The following is a 17,652-nucleotide window of genomic DNA, read 5'->3' as shown; positions in this document are numbered from 1 at the left end:
AGGTGAGTGCCCCCGCACCGCCGCACCCCGACGAGGACGTGGCTGGGACAATCGGTGACGTGAGTGTCCCCCGCCGACCCAGCGTGCTGGCCGACCTCGGGGCGGCCGTCCTCGCGCTCGTGCTGATCAGCCTCGCCGGGATGCTCGGGAAGTGGCAGTACGACGCCTGGCAGGCGCACCGCGACGCCGAGGCGCGCGACCTGACCGGGGTGGCGCCGGTCCCGCTGACCGACGTGATGGGCAACGACGACCCGTTCCCGGGGATGGACGTGGGCCGACCGGTCGACGTGGCGGGCACGTGGATCGACGGCGGCTTCTGGGTCGCCGACCGCGACCACGACGGCACGCCCGGCTACTGGGCGGTCGCCCCGCTCGAGGTCGGCAACGCCGCCGTGCTCGTCGTACGCGGATGGGCGCCCGAGCCCTCTCCCGACCTGCTCGCGGCCAGTGGCGACGCCTCGATCACGGGCTGGCTCCAGCCGCCCGAGGGCAGCCTCGTCGTCGACGACGACCCGACCGACGACGTCTTCCCCGAGATCCGCGTCGCCGACGCCGTCCAGCGCGTCGACGTCGACCTCTACTCCGCCTACGTGATCAGCCAGGAGCCCGCCGACGGCCTGCAGTCCGCCGAGCTCGAGGCGCTGCCGGAGGCGAGCAGCTTCACCGGCATCCGCAACCTGCTCTACGCCTTCGAGTGGTGGGTCTTCGGTGCCTTCGCCGCCTTCATCTGGTGGCGGTGGCGGCGCGACGTGGTGACCGGGGTCTCCTCCCCGCTCAACGCGGGCGGGGACCCCCAGGACGCGACCAGCCGCCGGATAGGTTGAGGGCCGTGCGACCCCTCTTCACCACCTACCGCGTGCTGGCGTTCGTCGTCGGCGTCGCGCTCGCGTTCTGCGCCCTCGTGGCCGCCCCGATGAAGTACCTCTTCGCCGAGGGCAGCAGCATCCAGGAGCTGGGCGACTCCCTCAGCATCCTCTGGGCGCTGCACGGCACCCTCTACATGGTCTACTTCCTGGTCGCGCTGATGCTCGCCTACCGCGCGCGCTGGTCGCCCCAGTTCACGCTGCTGCTCCTCATCGCCGGCCTCGTGCCGCTGCTGATGTTCTTCGTCGAGCACCGTGCGGCCGAGCGGATGAAGGCCGAGCACCCCGAGCTCGCCTAGCTCCCTCGTCGTACTCCCGCTCGAGCGGTGAGTGAGCCACCTTCGGCGCACCTGGAACGTGGCTCGCGCACCGCTCGGCAGCCGACGCGCCCGAGACATGACTCTGGCGGTGCCCCAGCCACATTCGCGCCGTACGGAATGTGGCTGGGACACCGCCAGGGGTCTGGCCCTACTTCTTCTGCGGCACGTCGTCGATGTCGATGACCTCGGCCGGCTCGTCGGGCGTGGTGGCCTCGTGGGCCTCCTCGACCGAGTCGCTGATCGCCTCGCCGGGGGCTCCGCCACCGGCGTCGTCGACGGCCGGCGGGTCCGCGGTGACGACGTCGTCAGCCGTGGGCGCGGCACCCGTGGCCGGGGCAGCGGGGGACGGCGGGGTCGCGGGCTTGGGCGCGGGCGGGGCCGGCGGGACGTAGGTCGACTGCCACGCGTCGTCCTGCTTGGCCCGGAGCTTGCTGAAGACCGCCCCGCCGATGGCCAGCAGCGCGCCCACCAGCAGGAACTTCTTCAGCTTGCCGCCCTTGGGCTCGGGCTCGATGCCGCGCAGCTCGTTGACCTTGGCGGTCGCCAGGTCGCGACCCTCGGCCGCACGCTCGGCAGCCACGGTCGCAGCGGTCGACGCCACGGCGGACGCCCGCTCGGCGGCGGTGGAGCGGTACTCGGCGAGGAGCGGCGCGGCCTTGTCACGGGCCTCGGCGGCCTTCTCGGCGGCGGTCGCGGCACCGGCCGACGCCGCCTCGGTCGCCCGGGTGCGCGCCTCCTCGACCAGGGGCGCGGCCTTGTCGCGCGCGTCGGAGATCACGGGCCCCGCCTTGTCCGCGGCCTGCTCCCACGCGTGCTCGAGCTGGGGCAGGACCTTGTCGGTGAACTGGTCCGCGATCTGGTCGACGTAGTCATGCGCCCGGTCCGTGAGGGACTTCTTGCGGCCGAAGGGCATACGGGTCCTCCTCTGTCAGGTGTTGCTCCATCTCACCACGCGCACCCTGAGGCGACCAGCCCCGTCCGGGTGGTGGGGCGAGGTGGGGATGGTGGTACGTCCCGCGTGGGCGCCGCGTGGCAGGATCGAGGCGCACAGAGATCACTGAGCTCGTCACTGCGAGCACCACCGAGAGGCACACTCCCATGGCCGACCCCAAGGCGACCTTCAAGACCAACCGCGGCGACATCGTCGTGAACCTCTTCCCGAACCACGCTCCCGAGACCGTCGACAACTTCGTCGGCCTCGCCGAGGGCACCAAGGACTACCGCGACGACGCCGGCCGCTCGGGCGAGAAGTACTACGACGGCCTCGGCTTCCACCGCGTCATCGACGGCTTCATGATCCAGGGCGGCTGCCCGCTCGGCACCGGCACCGGCGGCCCGGGCTACACCTTCAAGGACGAGATCCACCCCGAGCTCGTCTTCGACAAGCCCTACCTCCTCGCGATGGCCAACGCAGGCCCGGGCACCAACGGCTCGCAGTTCTTCATCACCGTCGCCGCCACCCCGTGGCTCAACCGCAAGCACACGATCTTCGGCGAGGTGGCCGACCAGGCCAGCCGCGACGTCGTCGACGCCATCGCCACCACCGCGACCGGCGCGATGGACCGGCCGGCCGACCCGGTCGTGATCGAGTCCGTCACGATCGAGCAGTGACCCTGCACTGACCCGACGCACCACACACCAGTCATGAGCCAGCCGCCCGACGGGGCCCCCGCTGACGGGACCGCGACCGGGGTGCCCACCTGCTACCGGCACCCCGGTCGTGAGACCTGGATCCGCTGCCAGCGCTGCGACAAGCCGATCTGTCCCGACTGCATGCGTGACGCCGCCGTGGGCTTCCAGTGCCCCGACTGCGTCAAGGAGGCCGCGAGGACGTCGCGCCAGAACCGTGCGATGTACGGCGGCGAGCGCAGCGCCGACCCGCGCCTGACCAGCCTCGTGCTGATCGGCATCAACGCCGTCGTCTGGCTCGCGGTGATCGCGACCGGCTGGAAGAACAGCGACCTGATCGCGCGGCTCGCGCTGGTGCCGAAGGGGACCTGCGAGTCGCTGTCGAGCAGCGGCTACTACCCGACCGCGATCGGCGAGCGCCTGTGCACGCTCGGCACCGGCGGCGACGGGCACTGGGTGCCGGGCGTGGCCGACGGCGCCGTGTGGCAGCTGATCACCAGCCAGTTCCTGCACGTCGAGATCTGGCACATCGCCAGCAACATGCTGGCGCTGTGGTTCCTCGGCCCGCAGCTCGAGGCCGTCCTGGGCCGGACCCGGTTCCTCGCCCTCTACCTCCTCTCCGGCCTGGCCGGCTCGGTCGCCGTGCTGTGGCTCTCGGGCTCGGGCGGGCTGACGCTCGGCGCGTCCGGCGCGATCTACGGCCTCTTCGGCGCCTACGCCGTGATCGCCCACAAGGTCCGCGCCGACCTGCGCAGCATCGCGACGCTCCTCGCCGTCAACCTGTTCATCACCTTCGCCATCCCCAACATCTCGTGGCAGGGACACCTCGGCGGCATCGTCGGCGGCGCCGTCGTGGCGGCGATCATCGCCTACGCCCCGCGCACGCGTCGCACGCTGGTCCAGGCCCTCGGCCTCGGCGGCTTCCTCCTCGTGCTCGTCGCGCTGATCGCGGCGCGCATCGCCGCGCTGTCCTAGCCCCGACCGCGCCCGCGCCGGCGGCGTACGCCGTCCCGCTGACCGCTGCCAGCTGACGCGATCCGTCATCCGGACCCGCACCGATCGGTGCGCCTCCGGATGACGGATCCGGCGTGCCCGGGGGACCCCTCATTTCCCACAGGTGTGCACACAGCTGTGGATAACTACACGCGTGTAATTCTCCACAGGAGTTATCCCCAGTGTGGAGAGCGAGAGCCCAGCCGACCCCGAAATCGACTCGAGCGGTGAGAGAGACGCCTCCCCTTCCCCAGGAAGGCGCCTCACTCACCGCTCGAGGCGACGAATGGATTCTGCTGGACGAGCAGCGGCCGCTCAGCAGCCGCGGGAGAAACCTACTCCCACTTGGTGGCGAAGCTGAACCCGACCGCCATGAACGCGATGCCGACGACGAGGTTCCACTGGCCGAGGTCGTTGATGACCCACAGCCCGGAGAGGTCGTCGGAGAAGATGTAGAAGGTGCAGATCCAGATCAGGCCGATCAGGAAGCAGCCGAGCATGCCGACGACGACGCCGCGGCCGCGACCGAGCGGGGTCGAGGGGTGGGCGGAGACCATCAGGCCGAGCATCAGCACGCCGAAGCCGATGAGGTAGTTCCAGCGACCGAGGTCGGCGACCGCCTTCGGGGTGCCCTCGACGGGCGGGAAGGCCAGCGGGTTGCCGCGCGGGCCGACGTAGTACCAGGCGATGTAGGCGATGCCGGCGATGATCAGCAGCAGGGCGACCAGGAACCTCACGGAGAAGAGGCTGCTCTTCTCCTCGGCGATGATCGTCTTGGACTTCGACACTGCTGCTCCTGTGGCTCGGCGGGAGTTCGGCGAGAGTTCGAGGGCGTACGCCGCCCAACGGGGGTTAGCGTAGTCGCCATGCCCTCGCCGTCCCACTCGTCCCCCGGGCGTCGCCGGGTCTGGCGGGTGGCCACGCCGGTGGTCGTGCTGCTGAGCGGAGCCCTCTTCGCGGTCAGCGCGGAGCAGAGCGACGGCCTCGACCTCCGCGGTGGCCGGCTCACCGACCTGGCCTCCGTGGTCCGCGCCGAGCGCGACGAGGCGGGCGACCTGACCGCCCAGGCGGCGGCCCTCAACGCGGAGGTCGACTCGCTCAGCACCGAGCTGGGCGACCGCTCGGTCGGCCGTGCGCAGCGCAAGGTCGCCGAGCTCGCCGACCCGGCCGGGCTCACGGAGAAGACCGGGGCCGCGGTGCAGGTGACCCTCGACGACGCCCCGCTCGAGGCGCGCCTGGCCTACGAGGAGGATCCCAACGACCTCGTCGTGCACCAGCAGGACATCCAGGCCGTCGCCAACGCGATGTGGAACGCCGGCGCCACCGCGATCACGATCCAGGGCCAGCGGCTGATCTCGACGACCGGCATCAAGTGCGAGGGCAACCAGGTCACGCTCCACGGGCTGCCCTACTCACCGCCCTACGTCATCGTCGGCATCGGTGACCCCGCGGCGCTCGAGGCCGAGCTCTCGATCGACCCGATCCTCGCGTCCTACCGCGACTACACCGACGTCCCGGGCGGTGGCGTCTCGTGGGACATGACCGAGCTCGCGTCGGCCACCGCACCGGCCTACACCGGGCTCCTCGACCTCACCTACGCGACGCCGATGCCGGAGTAGCCGGCGGCACCTCCACCCGCGGGGTCGGCGACTCCGTCGGGTCGGTCGGGCTCGTCGTCGGGTCCGTCGGGGTCGTCGGCGGTTCGGTCGTCGGGTCCGTGGTCGGGTCCGTCGGTTCCGGGGTGACCGGCTCCTCGTAGGCCGAGACGAAGATCGTCACGGTGCTGCCCTGGTCGAGCGTGCCGCCGATCGGGATCTGGTCGACGACCGTGCCCTTGGGCTCGACGGACGTCGGGTCGGTCCGGATGTCGGCGACGAAGCCGGCCTCGCGGATCGCCCGCTCGGCGTCGCGCTGGTCCATCCCGCGCACGTCGGGGACCTTCACCGGCCCGTTGGAGTAGACGACGGTGATGGTGGTGCCGTCGGCCACGGACGTGCCCGGCGCCGGGTTGGTGCTGAGCACCTGGTTCCGGGCCTCGTCGGAGTCCTGGGCCTCGAAGCTCACCTTGAGGCCAGCCGCGACGAGGGTCGCCCGCGCCTCCTTGCGCAGCTGTCCCACGACGAAGGGCACCTCGACCTCCGGCTTGCCGTTGGAGACGACGAAGTCGATGGAGGCACCCGGGTCCTGGAAGGTGTCGCGGTTGGGGTCCTGGTCGATGACGTGGTCGGCCTCGACGGTCTCGGAGTTGTCACGAGAGACGTCGCCGACGACGAAGCCCGCGTCGACGATGGCGAGCCGGGCCTGCTGCTCGGTGAGCCCGACGACGTTGGGCACCGCCTCGCGGGTGGGCGCGGAGTCGAAGAGGACGCCGTTGAGGACGTAGGCGCCGATGCCCAGCACCGCGACGACGAGGAGGCCGACGAGGACCCACAGCCCCGTGCGGTTGCGCGAGGGCTCGTCCTGGCGCGGCGGCGGGGCGGCGGCGGCCATCGCCGAGGTGGCGTCGACCGGCGGTACGGGCGGGACGTATTGCGTCTCCGCCGGAGGGGGTACGACGGCGGGTGCCTGGATCGGGTGACCCGCGAGGTAGCGCTCGATGTCGGCCTTCATCGCCGCGGCGCTCTGGTAGCGGTCCTCGACGCGCTTGGCGAGCGACTTCATCACGATCGCGTCGATCTCGGGGTCGAGCTGGTCGTCGAGGTCGGACGGCGGCGCGGCCTGCTCGCGGACGTGCTGGTAGGCGACGGCGACGGGGCTGTCGCCGACGAACGGCGGCCGGCCGGTGAGGAGCTCGTAGAGCAGGCAGCCGGTGGAGTAGACGTCGGAGCGCGAGTCGACGGTCTCGCCGCGCGCCTGCTCGGGCGAGAGGTACTGCGCCGTGCCGACGACCGCCGCCGTCTGCGTCATCGTCGAGGAGGCGTCCGAGATGGCCCGGGCGATGCCGAAGTCCATCACCTTCACGTCCCCCGACGGCGTGAGCATCACGTTGCCGGGCTTGATGTCGCGGTGGATGATCCCCGCGCGGTGGCTGTAGTCGAGCGCCGACAGCACGCCCGCGGTGATCTCGAGCGCGCGCTCGGGAAGGATCTTGCGGCCCTCGCGCAGGATGTCGCGCAGGGTGCGCCCCTCGACGCACTCCATGACGATGTAGGGCTGGGCGACGCCCGAACCGTCGGTCGCCATCTCCTCGCCGGTGTCGTAGGTCGACACGATCGCGGGGTGGTTGAGCGAGGCCGACGACTGGGCCTCGCGGCGGAAGCGGGCCTGGAACGTCGCGTCGCTGGCCAGGTCGGTGCGCAGCCGCTTCACGGCCACGGTACGGCCCAGCCGCAGGTCGCGTCCCTTGCGGACCTCGGCCATGCCGCCGCGTCCGAGGAGCTCACCGAGCTCGTAGCGGCCGCCGATCAGTGTCGGCTCCTGCGTCATCCCTGGTCGTCCTCTCCATCGCTGGTGATGGTCGTGCTGTCGCCCGCGGGCGACGTGGTGCTGCTCGGGGTCGCGCCGGGGCTCGGGGTGGGCGAGTCGGTGGTCGGCGACCCGGTGGGCGTCGGGGTGGGGGTCTCCGTCGGTGACGGGGTGGGGGTCTCCGTGGGAGTCGTCGGCGACTCGGTGGGGGTCTCCGTCGGCGTCTCGGTGGGAGTCTCGGTCGGCGTCTCCGTCGGAGTCTGCGACGGCGTCTCGGTCGGGGTCTCCGACGGTGAGTCGCTGGGAGACTCAGAGGGCGTGTCGGACGGTGAGTCGCTCGGAGACCCACTCGGCGACCCGGACCGGCTGGGCGACGGGCTCGGCGTCTCGTCCGACGGGGAGCCCGAGTCACGGGTGCCGAGCCAGAGCGCCACGAGCAGCACCGCGACGACCACGGCCACCAGGCCCAGGATGACCGACCACGGCGTCGTACGACCTCGCGTGCCGTCGTCGCCTGCCCGGGCCGCCGCCGGTGTCGCGACCGGGGTGACCACCGGTGCCGGGACCGGAGCCGGCTCGACGGCGGGCGCCATCGTCGGGATGACCTGGGTGGCGTCGCCGGCCACGGGGGCGGCCGGGGTGACGGCAGGAGTGGCACTCGGGTCCCGCAGGGCGGCGGCGAACGCGGCCCCGTCGGCGTAGCGGTCCTCGGGCGCCTTGCTCAGGGCACGGCGTACGACCCGGGCGAGGTCGGCCGGCACCGAGGCGGGCAGGTCGGGCACCGGGTTGCGCAGGTGCGCGATGGCGGTGGCGACCGGTGTCGCGGCGACGAACGGCTTCTCGCCGGCCAGGCACTCGAAGGCGACCACGCCGAGGGAGTAGACGTCGGAGGCGGCGGTCGCGGTGCCGCCCTCGGCCTGCTCGGGCGAGATGTAGGCGGGGGTGCCGAGGACCTGTCCGGTCTCGGTGAGCGCCATCCCGTCGGCGGCGCGGGCGATGCCGAAGTCGGTGACCTTGATCGTCCGGTCGGGCGTGACGAGCAGGTTGGCGGGCTTCACGTCGCGGTGGACGATGCCCGCCTCGTGGGCGACCCCCAGGGCGTCGGCGGCCAGGGCGAGGAGCGCGCGGGTGGCGTCGGGGTCGAGCGGTGCGCCGGGCCGGAGCAGGTTCGACAGGGGCTGGCCGTCGACGAGCTCCATCACGAGGAACGGCCGACGCGTGCCCGAGCCGTCGCCGACCGCGCTGTCGCCGTAGTCGTAGACGGAGGCGATGCCGGGGTGCTGGAGCGCGGCGGCGTGCTGGGCCTCGGTCTCGAAGCGCGTCCGGAAGAGCGGGTCGTCGGCGTACTCCGCCTTGAGCACCTTCACCGCGACCGCGCGGTCGAGGAGCGTGTCGCGGGCCGCCCAGACCTCGCCCATGCCGCCGGTGGCGATGCGCGACTCGAGGACGTAGCGACGACCGTCGTCGACGGCCGTCCCCGGTCCGAGGACGCTCATCGGTTGATCACCGCCTCCATGATCGCCTTGGCGATCGGGCCCCCGAGGCGGCCGCCGGCAATCTCGTCGCGCGAGGTGTCGCTCGACTGCACGAGCACCGCGACGGCGACCTTCGGGTCGTTGGCAGGGGCGAAGGAGACGAACCAGGCGTAGGGCGGGCGCTCGGGCGTGGACTGGGCCGTGCCGGTCTTGCCGGCGACCTCGACGTTGGGGATCTGCGCGGGCGTGGCGGTGCCCACCTCGACCGTCGCGACGAGCATCTTGGTGAGCTCCCCCGCCGTCGAGCTGGAGATCGCCTTGCTGATGCTCTGCGGCTCGGTGCGGGCGAGGACGGACAGGTTCGGCGCGCGCACCTCGTCGACGATGTAGGGGCGCATCACGTCGCCGTCGTTGGCGATCGCCGCCGCAACCATCGCCATCTGCAGCGGCGTCGCGGTGACGTTGGACTGGCCGATGCCCGACATCGCGGTCTGCGGCGGGTCCATGTCACGCGGGTAGAGCGACTTGGCCTGGCCGCCGAGGTCCTCGAGCGAGGTCGAGTTGAAGCCGAACGCCTCGGCCTGGTCGGCCATCGCCTCGGTGCCGAGCTCGTTGGCGAGGCTGAGGAAGGAGACGTTGCAGGAGACCTCCATCGCCTGCGTCATGGTGATCCGGTTGCCGCCGCAGTTGCCGCCGTCGTGGTTGCTGATCTCGGTCGTCGACTGGGGCAGCTTGAACTTGTAGCCGCCCGGGACCATCGAGTCGGCGTCGTAGTTGCCGGACTCGATCGCGGCCGCCGCGGTGACCAGCTTGAACGTCGAGCCGGGCGGCAGCGTCGTGCCGATGGCGCGGTTGATGAGCGGGTCGCGGTCGTCGGCGTTGAGCCGGTCGCTGGTGTCCTTCACCTCGGTGAAGTCGTGGGAGGCGAAGTTGTTGGGGTCGAAGGTCGGGGTCGAGGCCATCGCCAGCACCCGGCCGGTCGTCGGCTCGAGCGCGACCACGGCGCCCTGCGCGTCACCCGGCAGGTTCTCCAGGCCCTCCCAGGCGGCGTCCTGTGCGGCGGCGTTGACGGTCAGCTGGACGTTGCCGCCCTTGGGGTCGCCGTTGCTGAGCATGTCGACGAGCCGGGTGACGAACAGGCGCGAGTCGTCGCCGGCGAGGACGGCGTTCTGCGAGCGCTCGATGCCGGTCTGGCCGTACCAGGAGAAGTAGCCGGTGATGGGGGCGTACTTGAAGGGCTGGGAGTAGACGCGCTGGAACTTGTACTTGTCGTCCGACGGCACGCTGCGCGCGATGGCGTCCTTGCCGACGAGGATCGCGCCCCGCTCGCGGGAGAACGTCGCGGTGATGATGCGGCGGTTGCGCGGGTCCTTGGAGAGGTCGTCGGAGCGGACGTACATCAAGTAGGTCGCGTTGACCAGGAGCGCCATGAAGAGCACCAGGCAGAAGACCGAGACGACGCGGATCGGCTTGTTCATCGCAGCTTCACCACCTGCGTGCTCTCGCTGTCGGCCACGTCGTCGTCGACGGGGTCGAGGCGCGGCGCCGGGCGGCGCGCCTGGTCGGAGATGCGGAGCAGCAGTGCGATCACGACCCAGTTGGCGACGAGCGAGGAGCCGCCGTAGGAGAGGAAGGGAGTGGTGAGGCCCGTCAGCGGGATCAGGCCGGTCACGCCGCCGATGACGACGAAGACCTGGAGGGCGAAGATCGCGCCGAGGCCGACGGCCATCAGCTTGCCGAAGCCGTCGCGCGAGATCAGCGCGATGCGCAGCGCGCGCTCGACGATGAGGCCGTAGCAGAGCACGATCGCCATCACGGCGGTCAGGCCGAGCTCCTCGCCGATGGTGGAGAGGATGAAGTCGGAGTAGGCGAACGGCACCCGCTCGGGGAAGCCGTTGCCGAGGCCGCGGCCGATCAGGCCGCCCCAGCCCATCCCGAACATCGCCTCGACCGGCTGGAAGCTGGTGCCGGGGTCGGTGTAGTAGTCCATCGGGTGCAGCCAGATGTCGAAGCGGCGCTGCACGTTGCCGACGAAGGTGTACGCCGCCAGGGCGCCGCCGGCGAACATCAGCCCGCCGACGACCAGCCACCCCGGCCGCTCGGTCGCGACGTAGAGCATCGCGAGGAAGAGGCCGAAGAAGAGGAGCGAGGAGCCCAGGTCGTTCTGGAGCACCAGGATCATCATCGAGACGCCGAACATCGCCAGGATCGGGCCGAGGTCGCGCCCGCGGGGCAGGTCGACGAAGACCACCCGGCGACCGGCCAGCGCGAGGGCGTCGCGGTGCAGCACGAGGTAGCCGGAGAAGGCGATCACGAGCAGCACCTTGGCGACCTCGCCGGGCTGCAGGCTGAAGCCGGCGACCCGGATCCAGATGTTCGCGCCGTTGATGTCGCGACCGATCACCGGGACGAACGGCAGGATCAGCAGCACGATGCCGGCCAGGCCGGAGGTGTAGGTCAGCCGCTGCAGCGAGCGGTGGTCGCGCAGCAGGAAGAGCGTCGCGATGAACAGGACGACGCCCACCGTCATCCACGTGAGCTGCTGGCGCGCGAAGGTGTGCGCCTGGCCGAGCGTCTCGTAGGTGAGGTCGAGCCGGCGGAGCACCGCCAGCCCCAGCCCGTTGAGCGCGGCGACGAGCGGCAGCAGCACCGGGTCGGCGTACGGCGCCACGAGGCGGACCGTGATGTGGGCGGCCACGATCAGGCCCGTCAGCCAGCCGCCGTAGCCGACGAGGTCGGCGGGCACGACGCCCTCGACGCCGAGGCCGACCGCGGCGTAGGCCCCGATCCCGACCGCGAGCGCGAGGACGAGCAGGAACAGCTCCGCGCCCCGGCGCCGCCGGTGCACGAAGGTCATGAGGGGTCCGCCCATGAGGCTTCCGGTGTGACTCATCGCAGCGCGCCCGTCAGCCGATGTCCTGCCGGGCGGCGTAGTTGTCGACGGTGGCCTGGGCCTCGTCGAGGCTGCCGGCTTCGATGCCCTCGCGCACGGTCTCGGCGTCGAGGTCGCTGAGCAGGGTGAGGTCGACGTCGCTCACCTCGTAGGGGTGCGACAGGGAGAGGCCGGGGAGGTCGGCGTTGAGCCCGCGGTAGATCGCGACCCGGCCGTCGCTCTCGCCGACGTAGAACTGCTGCTGGCTCCACGACCACCCGGCGGCCAGGACCACCCACGCGATGCCGAGCAGGACCGCGGCACCCAGGACGCGGCGCAGCCAGGTGTAGCGGTCGGGCGCACGCGGCGCGTAGCGCGCGGTCTCGGCGTCGATCGGGTCGGTGACGAAGGCCCCGGCGGGTACGTCGTCGGGCACCGGCGCGATCTCGCCCGTGTCGCCCGAGCGGTGGCCGCGGAAGAGGCCTCCGACGGCGCCGCCGACGCCGCCACCGAGGGGCGCCCGCCGGGGGAGGTCGGCGGCTGCGCCGACCAGGAGCGGGGTGAGGTCGTCGGGCGGCGGCTCCTCGGAGACGTCCGCGACGAGGCAGGTGACGTTGTCGGTGCTGCCGGCGTCGAGGCTCGCGCGGACCAGCTCGACCGCCGCGAAGTCGGGGGTGCCGGTGGCGAGGATGTCGGCCATCCGCTCGGGCGTGAGCGTGCCGCAGGCCCCGTCGCTGCAGAGGAAGATGCGGTCGCCGGGCTCGGCCGGGAACTCGAAGAGGTCGGGCTCCTCGTGGCGGATGCCGTCGAGGGCCTTGAGGATCAGGTTGCGGTGCGGGTGGGTCCGCGACTGCTCCTCGGTGATCCGGCCCTCGTCGATGAGCGACTGCACGAAGGTGTGGTCGTGGGTGAGCTGGCGCAGCTCGCCGCGGCGGTAGAGGTAGGCCCGGCTGTCGCCGATGTGGCCGACCCCGAAGCGGGCGCCGTCGAAGAGCGCGACCGTGGCCGTGGTCGAGGTGCCGTTGAGCGCCGGGTCCTCCTCGACCAGCTCGGCGATCCGGTCGTCGGCGCGGTGCACCGCCCCGGCCACCTGGCCGAGGATGTCCTCGTCGGGCTCCTGGTCGAGCTTGCGCAGCGCCTGGACGGCCGTGCTCGAGGCGAGGTCGCCGCGGACGGCACCGCCGACCCCGTCGCAGACCGTCAGCAGCCACGGGCCGGCGTACCCGCTGTCCTGGTTCTCCCGGCGGACGCGACCGACGTCGGAGATGGCGGAGTAGTGGAGGTAGAGGCTCACTTCCGCAGCTCCAGGATGGTCTTGCCGACGCGAACCTGGACCCCGAGGCCGATGGTGGTGGGCTGGGTGATGCGGACCGGGCCGACATAGGTGCCGTTGGTGGAGCCGAGGTCCTCGACGAACCACTCGTCGCCGCTGGCCGCGACGCGGGCGTGGCGCGTGGAGACGTAGTCGTCGTCGAGCTTGATCGCGGCGTCGCTGCCGCGTCCGATGAGCAGGGGTGCGTCCTCGAGCTCGGCGCGGGTGCCGGGGTTCTCGCCCTCGACCACGACCAGGTGGGTGGGCGCTCCGCGGCGCGGCTTGGTCTTGCCCTTGGTCTTGCGGCTCGGGACGGGGGCGGCCGCTCCCCGGGCGGTCTCGGGGACCCGGGCCCCGAACATGTCGGAGCGGATCACCGAGATCGCGGAGAGCACGAAGATCCACAGGATGGCCAGGAACGCCATCCGGATCAGGAAGAGGGTCAGCTCAGACATTCCAGCCCCCGGCCTCGTCGCGTCCGCCGTCGATGCGGACGGTCATCTCGGTGTGCCCGATCTTGATCGTCGAGCCGTCACGCAGGCCGGCGCGGCCGACCTTCGCGCCGTCGACGAGGATGCCGTTGGTCGAGCCGAGGTCGACCGCCTCGACGCCGTCGATGCTGACCACGAGCTCGAGGTGGCGCCGGCTCACGCCCGGGTCGTTGATCCGCAGGTCGGCCTCGGTGCCCCGGCCGATCACCAGGCCGGGCGGGCGCAGCGGGTGGCGGGTGCCGTTGACCTCGAGGGTGGCGTGCGAGGACCGGGTGCGGGTGCGCTGGTCGTTGTCCGTGACGGAGGCCTGCGCCTTGCTGCGGATCCGGAACCGGCCGGTGGTGAGGTCGTCGGCCGACTCGAAGGCGATCGAGATCGGGCCGGTGAAGACGTAGCCCTGGGCGTCGGCGTGGTCCTGGAGCTGGTCGGTCAGGTCCTGCTCGAGCGCCCGGCCGAGGCCGACGATGCGGTCGAGGTCGGCCTCGGAGAGCTCGACGTGGAAGTCGTTGGGCACGAGCCGGCGCTGGCGGCTGAGCACCTGGGCGTTGTTGTCGCACTCGCGCTGGAGGGCCGCCGCGATCTCGACCGGCTGCACCGCGCTGCGGAAGGCCCGCGCGAAGACGCCGGAGATCGCGGACTCCAGCTTCTGCTCGAATCGCTGCAACGGGTTCGGCACCGGGGGCCTCCTCTCCTCGCGCTCGGGGGTCGGTCGTCGGCTCGCTGGCCGGGGTGGGCAGGCGTCACCGACCGCGAGGTCGGCTCGTCAACCGTACCGGCCGGTCGCTCGAGTGCACGGCTGCCGCCCCGTCCTCCAGCCGATTGGGAGCGCGACCGGGCGTTGGGGTAGCCTGAGCCCGCTTCTCGCGCGAGTGGCGGAATAGGCAGACGCGCACGGTTCAGGTCCGTGTGTCCGAAAGGACGTGGGGGTTCAACTCCCCCCTCGCGCACCACGAGTGGTTCAGGTTAAATCCCGAATCGCTCCATGTAACTGGAAAAGGGCTCCTGACCTCGGCAAACGAGGTGGGGAGCCCTTCCTAGTTCCCAAGTGGGACGGAGGCCGGGTTGATCACACTCTGGATCCCCTTGCGCCACCTCGCGTCCACCGCGGCTCTCGGGGAGGTCGGTGCTCCGTGGAACTGACGACCGCACAGGCCAGGGCGCAGCGCGCCGGCGAGATGGCTCGCATCGGGGCCAGGGTCCGCGAGCTCCGGAAGGCACGGGGTCTCACGCAGCAGCAGCTCTCCGACGTGGTCGGGCTGCATCGGGTGAACCTCAACAAGTTCGAGAACGGCCGAGCCGATCTGGGCGTCAGCCGGGTACGCGCGCTGGCCGGCGCGCTGGGCGTCGGCCCCGGCCAGCTGTTCGAGTAAATCCGGAGAGGACACCGCCGTGCACTTCATCTTCGCCCCGCAGTTGGACTTCCCCCTTCAGCCACGGCCGCCGATCCCATGGGACGAGCTTGTTCGCCACGGCGAGATCGAAGTGCCTAGTGAGACCGACGGGAGTGTCCGCGAGATCGTCCGGCGGCTCATCAGTGAGCAAAGGCCAGACCTGATCGGCGCCGAACCCCATGTAGATGCGCCAGCGTTCTCTGCGGACCTCTGGTGGCTCGCGACGGTCCGGCGCGAGGGAGAGCTAGCTATCGTCCGCAACTTCGATCTGGGCGACGCATTCGGTATCGACGAGCATGGCCTCGTCCACTTCGCCTACCCGCGAGAAATGCCGCTGCACCAGCTGGCGAGAGCCATCGCCGAAGGGCACTACGACTCCGACGAGGACTACCTCGTCGTCACACGAACAGGCGAGTTCGGCGGCAACGGTTTCGGCATCACCTCGCTGGTCATCTGGCTGTTGCAGGAGTTCCCATCGGTCCTCCTCGGCGCCGGCGTGGATCGAGGCCTGCTCCGGCACGATATGAAGCGCCGCGAGGAGCTGGAGGCGCTCGCCGCCGCATGGGCCGGTCAGCACGTCCTCTACCCGATGAAGCTGAAGCAGTTCGTCGAATCGAAGGATGCCTGGTTCGTCTCGGTCCTTGCGCAACGTCTCGCCATGTCCACGGGATCCGCGCGACGGCTCCTCGACACGCTCGGCTATGAACAGTCACCGCACGACGAAGAGCTCATGGAGATCTCGGACAGCTTTGCCGCGCGGGCGCTGCGCCAACAGTGGGAGGACGTCCAGTGGGAGGACTCATTCGTCAGCATCGACGAACTGCTCGACGCGGGTACGGCGCGGCCGGAGAGTCGGCCCTTGCTGGACGTGTCGGATGAGGACTGGGAGGCGGCGCTGGATGTGCCGAGGCGATCGGGTGTCGATCGCTTCCTTGGCTGGATCCGGCGCCGCTAGCGCGAGCCGATGGCCTCATTCGTCGGCGAGAGCACGACGCTAATCCCTGCGTATAAGTAGCGCCACGCACGCCGCTCTCGTGTCAGCATGTCCCTGACGTCGGTCAGGGTGTCATGGCAGTGGAGGAACGGACATGAGGGTCATGGGGGTCAACGGCTCCAGCGAGACGCTGTGGTTGGCGTGCGCCGATGACACCGGTCTCGTGGACATGACGACCTTCCGGGTCGACAAGGCCAGCGCCCTGGAGACGGGCGATGCGCTGATCGCGGCCCGCGACTCGCTTCGGCGAGTCATGCGGACGAACGATGTCACGCGCGTGGTCCTGCTGAGCGCCGGCAACGACGGACAGCACAAGGTCGGCTACCACGCGGCCGTCCCACGCATCACCATGGAGACCGTGGTGGCCTTCGCCGCGGCCGAGGAAGGCATCGAGTTCGCCCGGATCAGCCGAGCCACCGCGCTGTCGTGGCTCGACCTGCCGGCCAAGGGTGGCGTCGACGCTCACATCTCGACCCTGGTCCCGGTGCCGAAGGCGCCCCACTGGAAGAAGAAGCGCGACCTCGCGTCGATGGCGGCCCTGGCCGGAGCCCGCGACCTCGGCGCCCAGGCTGACGGGGAGAACTGATGGCCAGCGACAACCCCGGACCCCTCCATGAGCACTACCTCGAACGACCCAACTACACGTTCCTTCACACGGTCGGGGTCGGCAACGCCGGCAAGTCCCTCCTGTGGGTGCACGAGGTCCTTGGCCGTCCCGTCGTGTCGAAGACCATCGACCTCCTCGGCCTGCCCGGCGGGATCGCCAGGAGCGAGCCTCGTCTGCTGGAGTCCATGGATCACGCCCACCTCGTGCGCGTCCGTGAAGCACAGTGGGCCGAGGGATACGACCCGTCGCTGAAGGTCGTCACCTTCACCACCGACTACTGCGAGGGGCGCTCCGTCGCCACCGCGCTGGAGGAGGGCCACGAGTTCTCCGTCCGCGAGTCGCTCACGATCGTCGGTCACGTCCTCGACGCGCTCGACTACATGCACAACGACCACCGGATGGTCCACCGTGACGTGAAGCCGGGCAACGTGATGCTCGACGGTGCGCGGCGCCAGGGCTTCCTCGGCGACCTCGGCAGCGCCGCGCTGATGAAGGACGACGGGACCGTGCCAGCCGGGGGTTGCACCCCGCTGTATCAGGCTCCGGAGTCGACCGAGGGCCGCATCGACGCACGGGCCGACGTGTACGGGGCCGGCATGGTCCTCCACGAGATGCTCGCCGGGTCACCCGACTTCGCGACGATGGACTACGACAGGATCTGCGACCGCCTCGACGAGGGACGACGCGCGATGCCCAACAGCTACTTCGACCTCCCGCCCTGGGTGCCCGACAACGTCGCGCGGCTCGTGCGCTCCATGACCCACAGCGACCCCGACCGTCGACCGGCCGATGCTGCCGAAGCGCTGAACCGCGTGCAGCGCACCGCTTGCGTCGACTGGCGACGTGCCGACGGATCAGGACTCACCGGACGCTGGGAGGGCAACTGGCCCTCGTCCGTGCCGATGGCTCGTCGTCGACTCCTCGAAGTCATCGCCGAGCCCGTGACGTCGGGGAAGTTCAAGGGTCTCGTCCTGCTGAAGGCCGCACACAGGACGACCACGAAGCCGTGGCGCGGCTACGCGAGGCTGACGCGTCGGGTCGCCCCCGGTGACGCCGCCGCCCTGGCTGGTTTTTTCCGTGAGGTCGAGGCCGCCGCCCAGGCCACGCCGATCTGAGTCACCAGCTCCGCCTCGTCGGCCGGTAGACGCAGCAGGGCGCGACGGCCCGCAACCGACGCGTCAGCCGTCATCACGTAAGCGGCGTCATCCTCGGTCTCCACCGCACGCATCTGACCCCTGTTTACCAAGTCCCACAACGAGGGCGCGACCTCGTCGACCTGCCTGCCGTATCGCGCTCCGAC

18 protein-coding genes and 1 tRNA gene are annotated in these 17,652 nt (G+C 71.0%); 10 read left to right on the top strand and 9 right to left on the bottom strand.

Features of this window, described 5'->3' with window-relative positions:
• Nucleotides 1–59: 59 nt before the first annotated feature.
• Both BLV76_RS07375 and BLV76_RS07370 read left to right on the top strand, forming a co-directional pair.
• Nucleotides 60–824, top strand: a complete 765-nt coding sequence (locus BLV76_RS07375) for an SURF1 family protein (RefSeq protein ID WP_139306514.1) — start codon at nucleotides 60–62, stop codon at nucleotides 822–824.
• A gap of 5 nt (nucleotides 825–829) precedes the next feature.
• Nucleotides 830–1,162, top strand: coding sequence for a DUF3817 domain-containing protein (locus BLV76_RS07370; protein WP_090968546.1), 333 nt, complete (start codon nucleotides 830–832; stop codon nucleotides 1,160–1,162).
• Between the two features lie 169 nt (nucleotides 1,163–1,331).
• Here BLV76_RS07370 and BLV76_RS22460 read toward each other — a convergent pair whose 3' ends face one another.
• Nucleotides 1,332–2,096 (bottom strand): hypothetical protein, encoded by a 765-nt coding sequence (locus tag BLV76_RS22460; RefSeq protein WP_090968545.1) that lies wholly within the window; start codon nucleotides 2,094–2,096, stop codon nucleotides 1,332–1,334.
• 185 nt (nucleotides 2,097–2,281) lie between these two features.
• Between BLV76_RS22460 and BLV76_RS07360 the strand changes: the two genes are divergently transcribed.
• On the top strand, nucleotides 2,282–2,794 hold the full coding sequence (locus BLV76_RS07360; protein ID WP_090968544.1) for a peptidylprolyl isomerase: 513 nt from the start codon (nucleotides 2,282–2,284) through the stop codon (nucleotides 2,792–2,794).
• A 33-nt stretch (nucleotides 2,795–2,827) separates the two neighbouring features.
• Complete coding sequence (locus BLV76_RS07355; RefSeq protein ID WP_090968543.1) at nucleotides 2,828–3,787, top strand: rhomboid family intramembrane serine protease; 960 nt, start codon at nucleotides 2,828–2,830, stop codon at nucleotides 3,785–3,787.
• A 353-nt stretch (nucleotides 3,788–4,140) separates the two neighbouring features.
• Here the strand turns inward: BLV76_RS07355 and BLV76_RS07350 are convergent, their stop codons facing one another.
• Complete coding sequence (locus tag BLV76_RS07350; protein WP_090968542.1) at nucleotides 4,141–4,593, bottom strand: cell division protein CrgA; 453 nt, start codon at nucleotides 4,591–4,593, stop codon at nucleotides 4,141–4,143.
• A gap of 78 nt (nucleotides 4,594–4,671) precedes the next feature.
• Here BLV76_RS07350 and BLV76_RS07345 point away from each other — a divergent pair, with 78 nt between their 5' ends.
• Nucleotides 4,672–5,424 (top strand): DUF881 domain-containing protein, encoded by a 753-nt coding sequence (locus BLV76_RS07345; RefSeq protein ID WP_090968541.1) that lies wholly within the window; start codon nucleotides 4,672–4,674, stop codon nucleotides 5,422–5,424.
• On the opposite strand, the gene pknB is transcribed toward BLV76_RS07345, so the two are convergent.
• From pknB to BLV76_RS07310, 7 genes are read right to left on the bottom strand one after another with little or no spacing between them, the layout of a single operon-like run.
• A complete protein-coding gene (gene pknB / locus BLV76_RS07340) occupies nucleotides 5,396–7,231 on the bottom strand; it encodes a Stk1 family PASTA domain-containing Ser/Thr kinase (RefSeq protein ID WP_090968540.1) in 1,836 nt (611 codons plus the stop codon). The genes BLV76_RS07345 and pknB overlap by 29 nt on opposite strands.
• Complete coding sequence (locus BLV76_RS07335; protein ID WP_090968539.1) at nucleotides 7,228–8,706, bottom strand: serine/threonine-protein kinase; 1,479 nt, start codon at nucleotides 8,704–8,706, stop codon at nucleotides 7,228–7,230. Before BLV76_RS07335 ends, pknB begins: the two co-directional genes overlap by 4 nt.
• Complete coding sequence (locus BLV76_RS07330) at nucleotides 8,703–10,163, bottom strand: peptidoglycan D,D-transpeptidase FtsI family protein (RefSeq protein ID WP_090968538.1); 1,461 nt, start codon at nucleotides 10,161–10,163, stop codon at nucleotides 8,703–8,705. Before BLV76_RS07330 ends, BLV76_RS07335 begins: the two co-directional genes overlap by 4 nt.
• Nucleotides 10,160–11,557, bottom strand: a complete 1,398-nt coding sequence (locus BLV76_RS07325; protein ID WP_090968537.1) for an FtsW/RodA/SpoVE family cell cycle protein — start codon at nucleotides 11,555–11,557, stop codon at nucleotides 10,160–10,162. The genes BLV76_RS07330 and BLV76_RS07325 overlap by 4 nt, the downstream gene beginning before the upstream one ends.
• A gap of 34 nt (nucleotides 11,558–11,591) precedes the next feature.
• Nucleotides 11,592–12,851, bottom strand: a complete 1,260-nt coding sequence (locus tag BLV76_RS07320) for a PP2C family protein-serine/threonine phosphatase (RefSeq protein WP_090968536.1) — start codon at nucleotides 12,849–12,851, stop codon at nucleotides 11,592–11,594.
• On the bottom strand, nucleotides 12,848–13,324 hold the full coding sequence (locus tag BLV76_RS07315) for an FHA domain-containing protein FhaB/FipA (RefSeq protein ID WP_090968535.1): 477 nt from the start codon (nucleotides 13,322–13,324) through the stop codon (nucleotides 12,848–12,850). The genes BLV76_RS07320 and BLV76_RS07315 overlap by 4 nt, the downstream gene beginning before the upstream one ends.
• On the bottom strand, nucleotides 13,317–14,036 hold the full coding sequence (locus tag BLV76_RS07310) for an FHA domain-containing protein (RefSeq protein ID WP_090968534.1): 720 nt from the start codon (nucleotides 14,034–14,036) through the stop codon (nucleotides 13,317–13,319). The genes BLV76_RS07315 and BLV76_RS07310 overlap by 8 nt, the downstream gene beginning before the upstream one ends.
• Before the next feature lie 187 nt (nucleotides 14,037–14,223).
• Between BLV76_RS07310 and BLV76_RS07305 the strand changes: the two genes are divergently transcribed.
• The 5 genes from BLV76_RS07305 to BLV76_RS07285 all read left to right on the top strand — a co-directional run bounded on the left by BLV76_RS07305 (nucleotide 14,224) and on the right by BLV76_RS07285 (nucleotide 17,467).
• Nucleotides 14,224–14,310, top strand: a tRNA-Leu gene (locus BLV76_RS07305).
• A 180-nt stretch (nucleotides 14,311–14,490) separates the two neighbouring features.
• A complete protein-coding gene (locus tag BLV76_RS07300; RefSeq protein WP_090968533.1) occupies nucleotides 14,491–14,730 on the top strand; it encodes a helix-turn-helix domain-containing protein in 240 nt (79 codons plus the stop codon).
• A gap of 19 nt (nucleotides 14,731–14,749) precedes the next feature.
• Nucleotides 14,750–15,706 carry a hypothetical protein gene (locus tag BLV76_RS07295; RefSeq protein WP_090968532.1) on the top strand — a complete coding sequence of 319 codons (957 nt, stop codon included), beginning with the start codon at nucleotides 14,750–14,752 and terminating at the stop codon, nucleotides 15,704–15,706.
• 133 nt (nucleotides 15,707–15,839) lie between these two features.
• On the top strand, nucleotides 15,840–16,331 hold the full coding sequence (locus tag BLV76_RS07290; protein WP_139306513.1) for a hypothetical protein: 492 nt from the start codon (nucleotides 15,840–15,842) through the stop codon (nucleotides 16,329–16,331).
• Nucleotides 16,331–17,467, top strand: a complete 1,137-nt coding sequence (locus BLV76_RS07285; protein WP_090968530.1) for a serine/threonine-protein kinase — start codon at nucleotides 16,331–16,333, stop codon at nucleotides 17,465–17,467. Before BLV76_RS07290 ends, BLV76_RS07285 begins: the two co-directional genes overlap by 1 nt.
• The last annotated feature ends 185 nt before the right edge of the window (nucleotides 17,468–17,652 follow it).

It is taken from the genome of Nocardioides exalbidus (assembly GCF_900105585.1).
In the GTDB taxonomy this organism is placed as follows: Bacteria; Actinomycetota; Actinomycetes; order Propionibacteriales; family Nocardioidaceae; genus Nocardioides; species Nocardioides exalbidus.
Note: the sequence above shows the minus strand (reverse complement) of the source record. Positions and strands in the feature narration are given on the sequence as shown.

Coding starts and splice junctions, on each gene's coding strand:
- BLV76_RS22460 (WP_090968545.1), bottom strand. CDS start 2,096: ATGCCCTTCGGCCGCAAGAAGTCCCTCACGGACCGGGCGCATGACTAC.
- BLV76_RS07360 (WP_090968544.1), top strand. CDS start 2,282: ATGGCCGACCCCAAGGCGACCTTCAAGACCAACCGCGGCGACATCGTC.
- BLV76_RS07355 (WP_090968543.1), top strand. CDS start 2,828: ATGAGCCAGCCGCCCGACGGGGCCCCCGCTGACGGGACCGCGACCGGG.
- BLV76_RS07345 (WP_090968541.1), top strand. CDS start 4,672: ATGCCCTCGCCGTCCCACTCGTCCCCCGGGCGTCGCCGGGTCTGGCGG.
- pknB (WP_090968540.1), bottom strand. CDS start 7,231: ATGACGCAGGAGCCGACACTGATCGGCGGCCGCTACGAGCTCGGTGAG.
- BLV76_RS07335 (WP_090968539.1), bottom strand. CDS start 8,706: ATGAGCGTCCTCGGACCGGGGACGGCCGTCGACGACGGTCGTCGCTAC.
- BLV76_RS07330 (WP_090968538.1), bottom strand. CDS start 10,163: ATGAACAAGCCGATCCGCGTCGTCTCGGTCTTCTGCCTGGTGCTCTTC.
- BLV76_RS07325 (WP_090968537.1), bottom strand. CDS start 11,557: ATGGGCGGACCCCTCATGACCTTCGTGCACCGGCGGCGCCGGGGCGCG.
- BLV76_RS07315 (WP_090968535.1), bottom strand. CDS start 13,324: ATGTCTGAGCTGACCCTCTTCCTGATCCGGATGGCGTTCCTGGCCATC.
- BLV76_RS07290 (WP_139306513.1), top strand. CDS start 15,840: ATGAGGGTCATGGGGGTCAACGGCTCCAGCGAGACGCTGTGGTTGGCG.
- BLV76_RS07285 (WP_090968530.1), top strand. CDS start 16,331: ATGGCCAGCGACAACCCCGGACCCCTCCATGAGCACTACCTCGAACGA.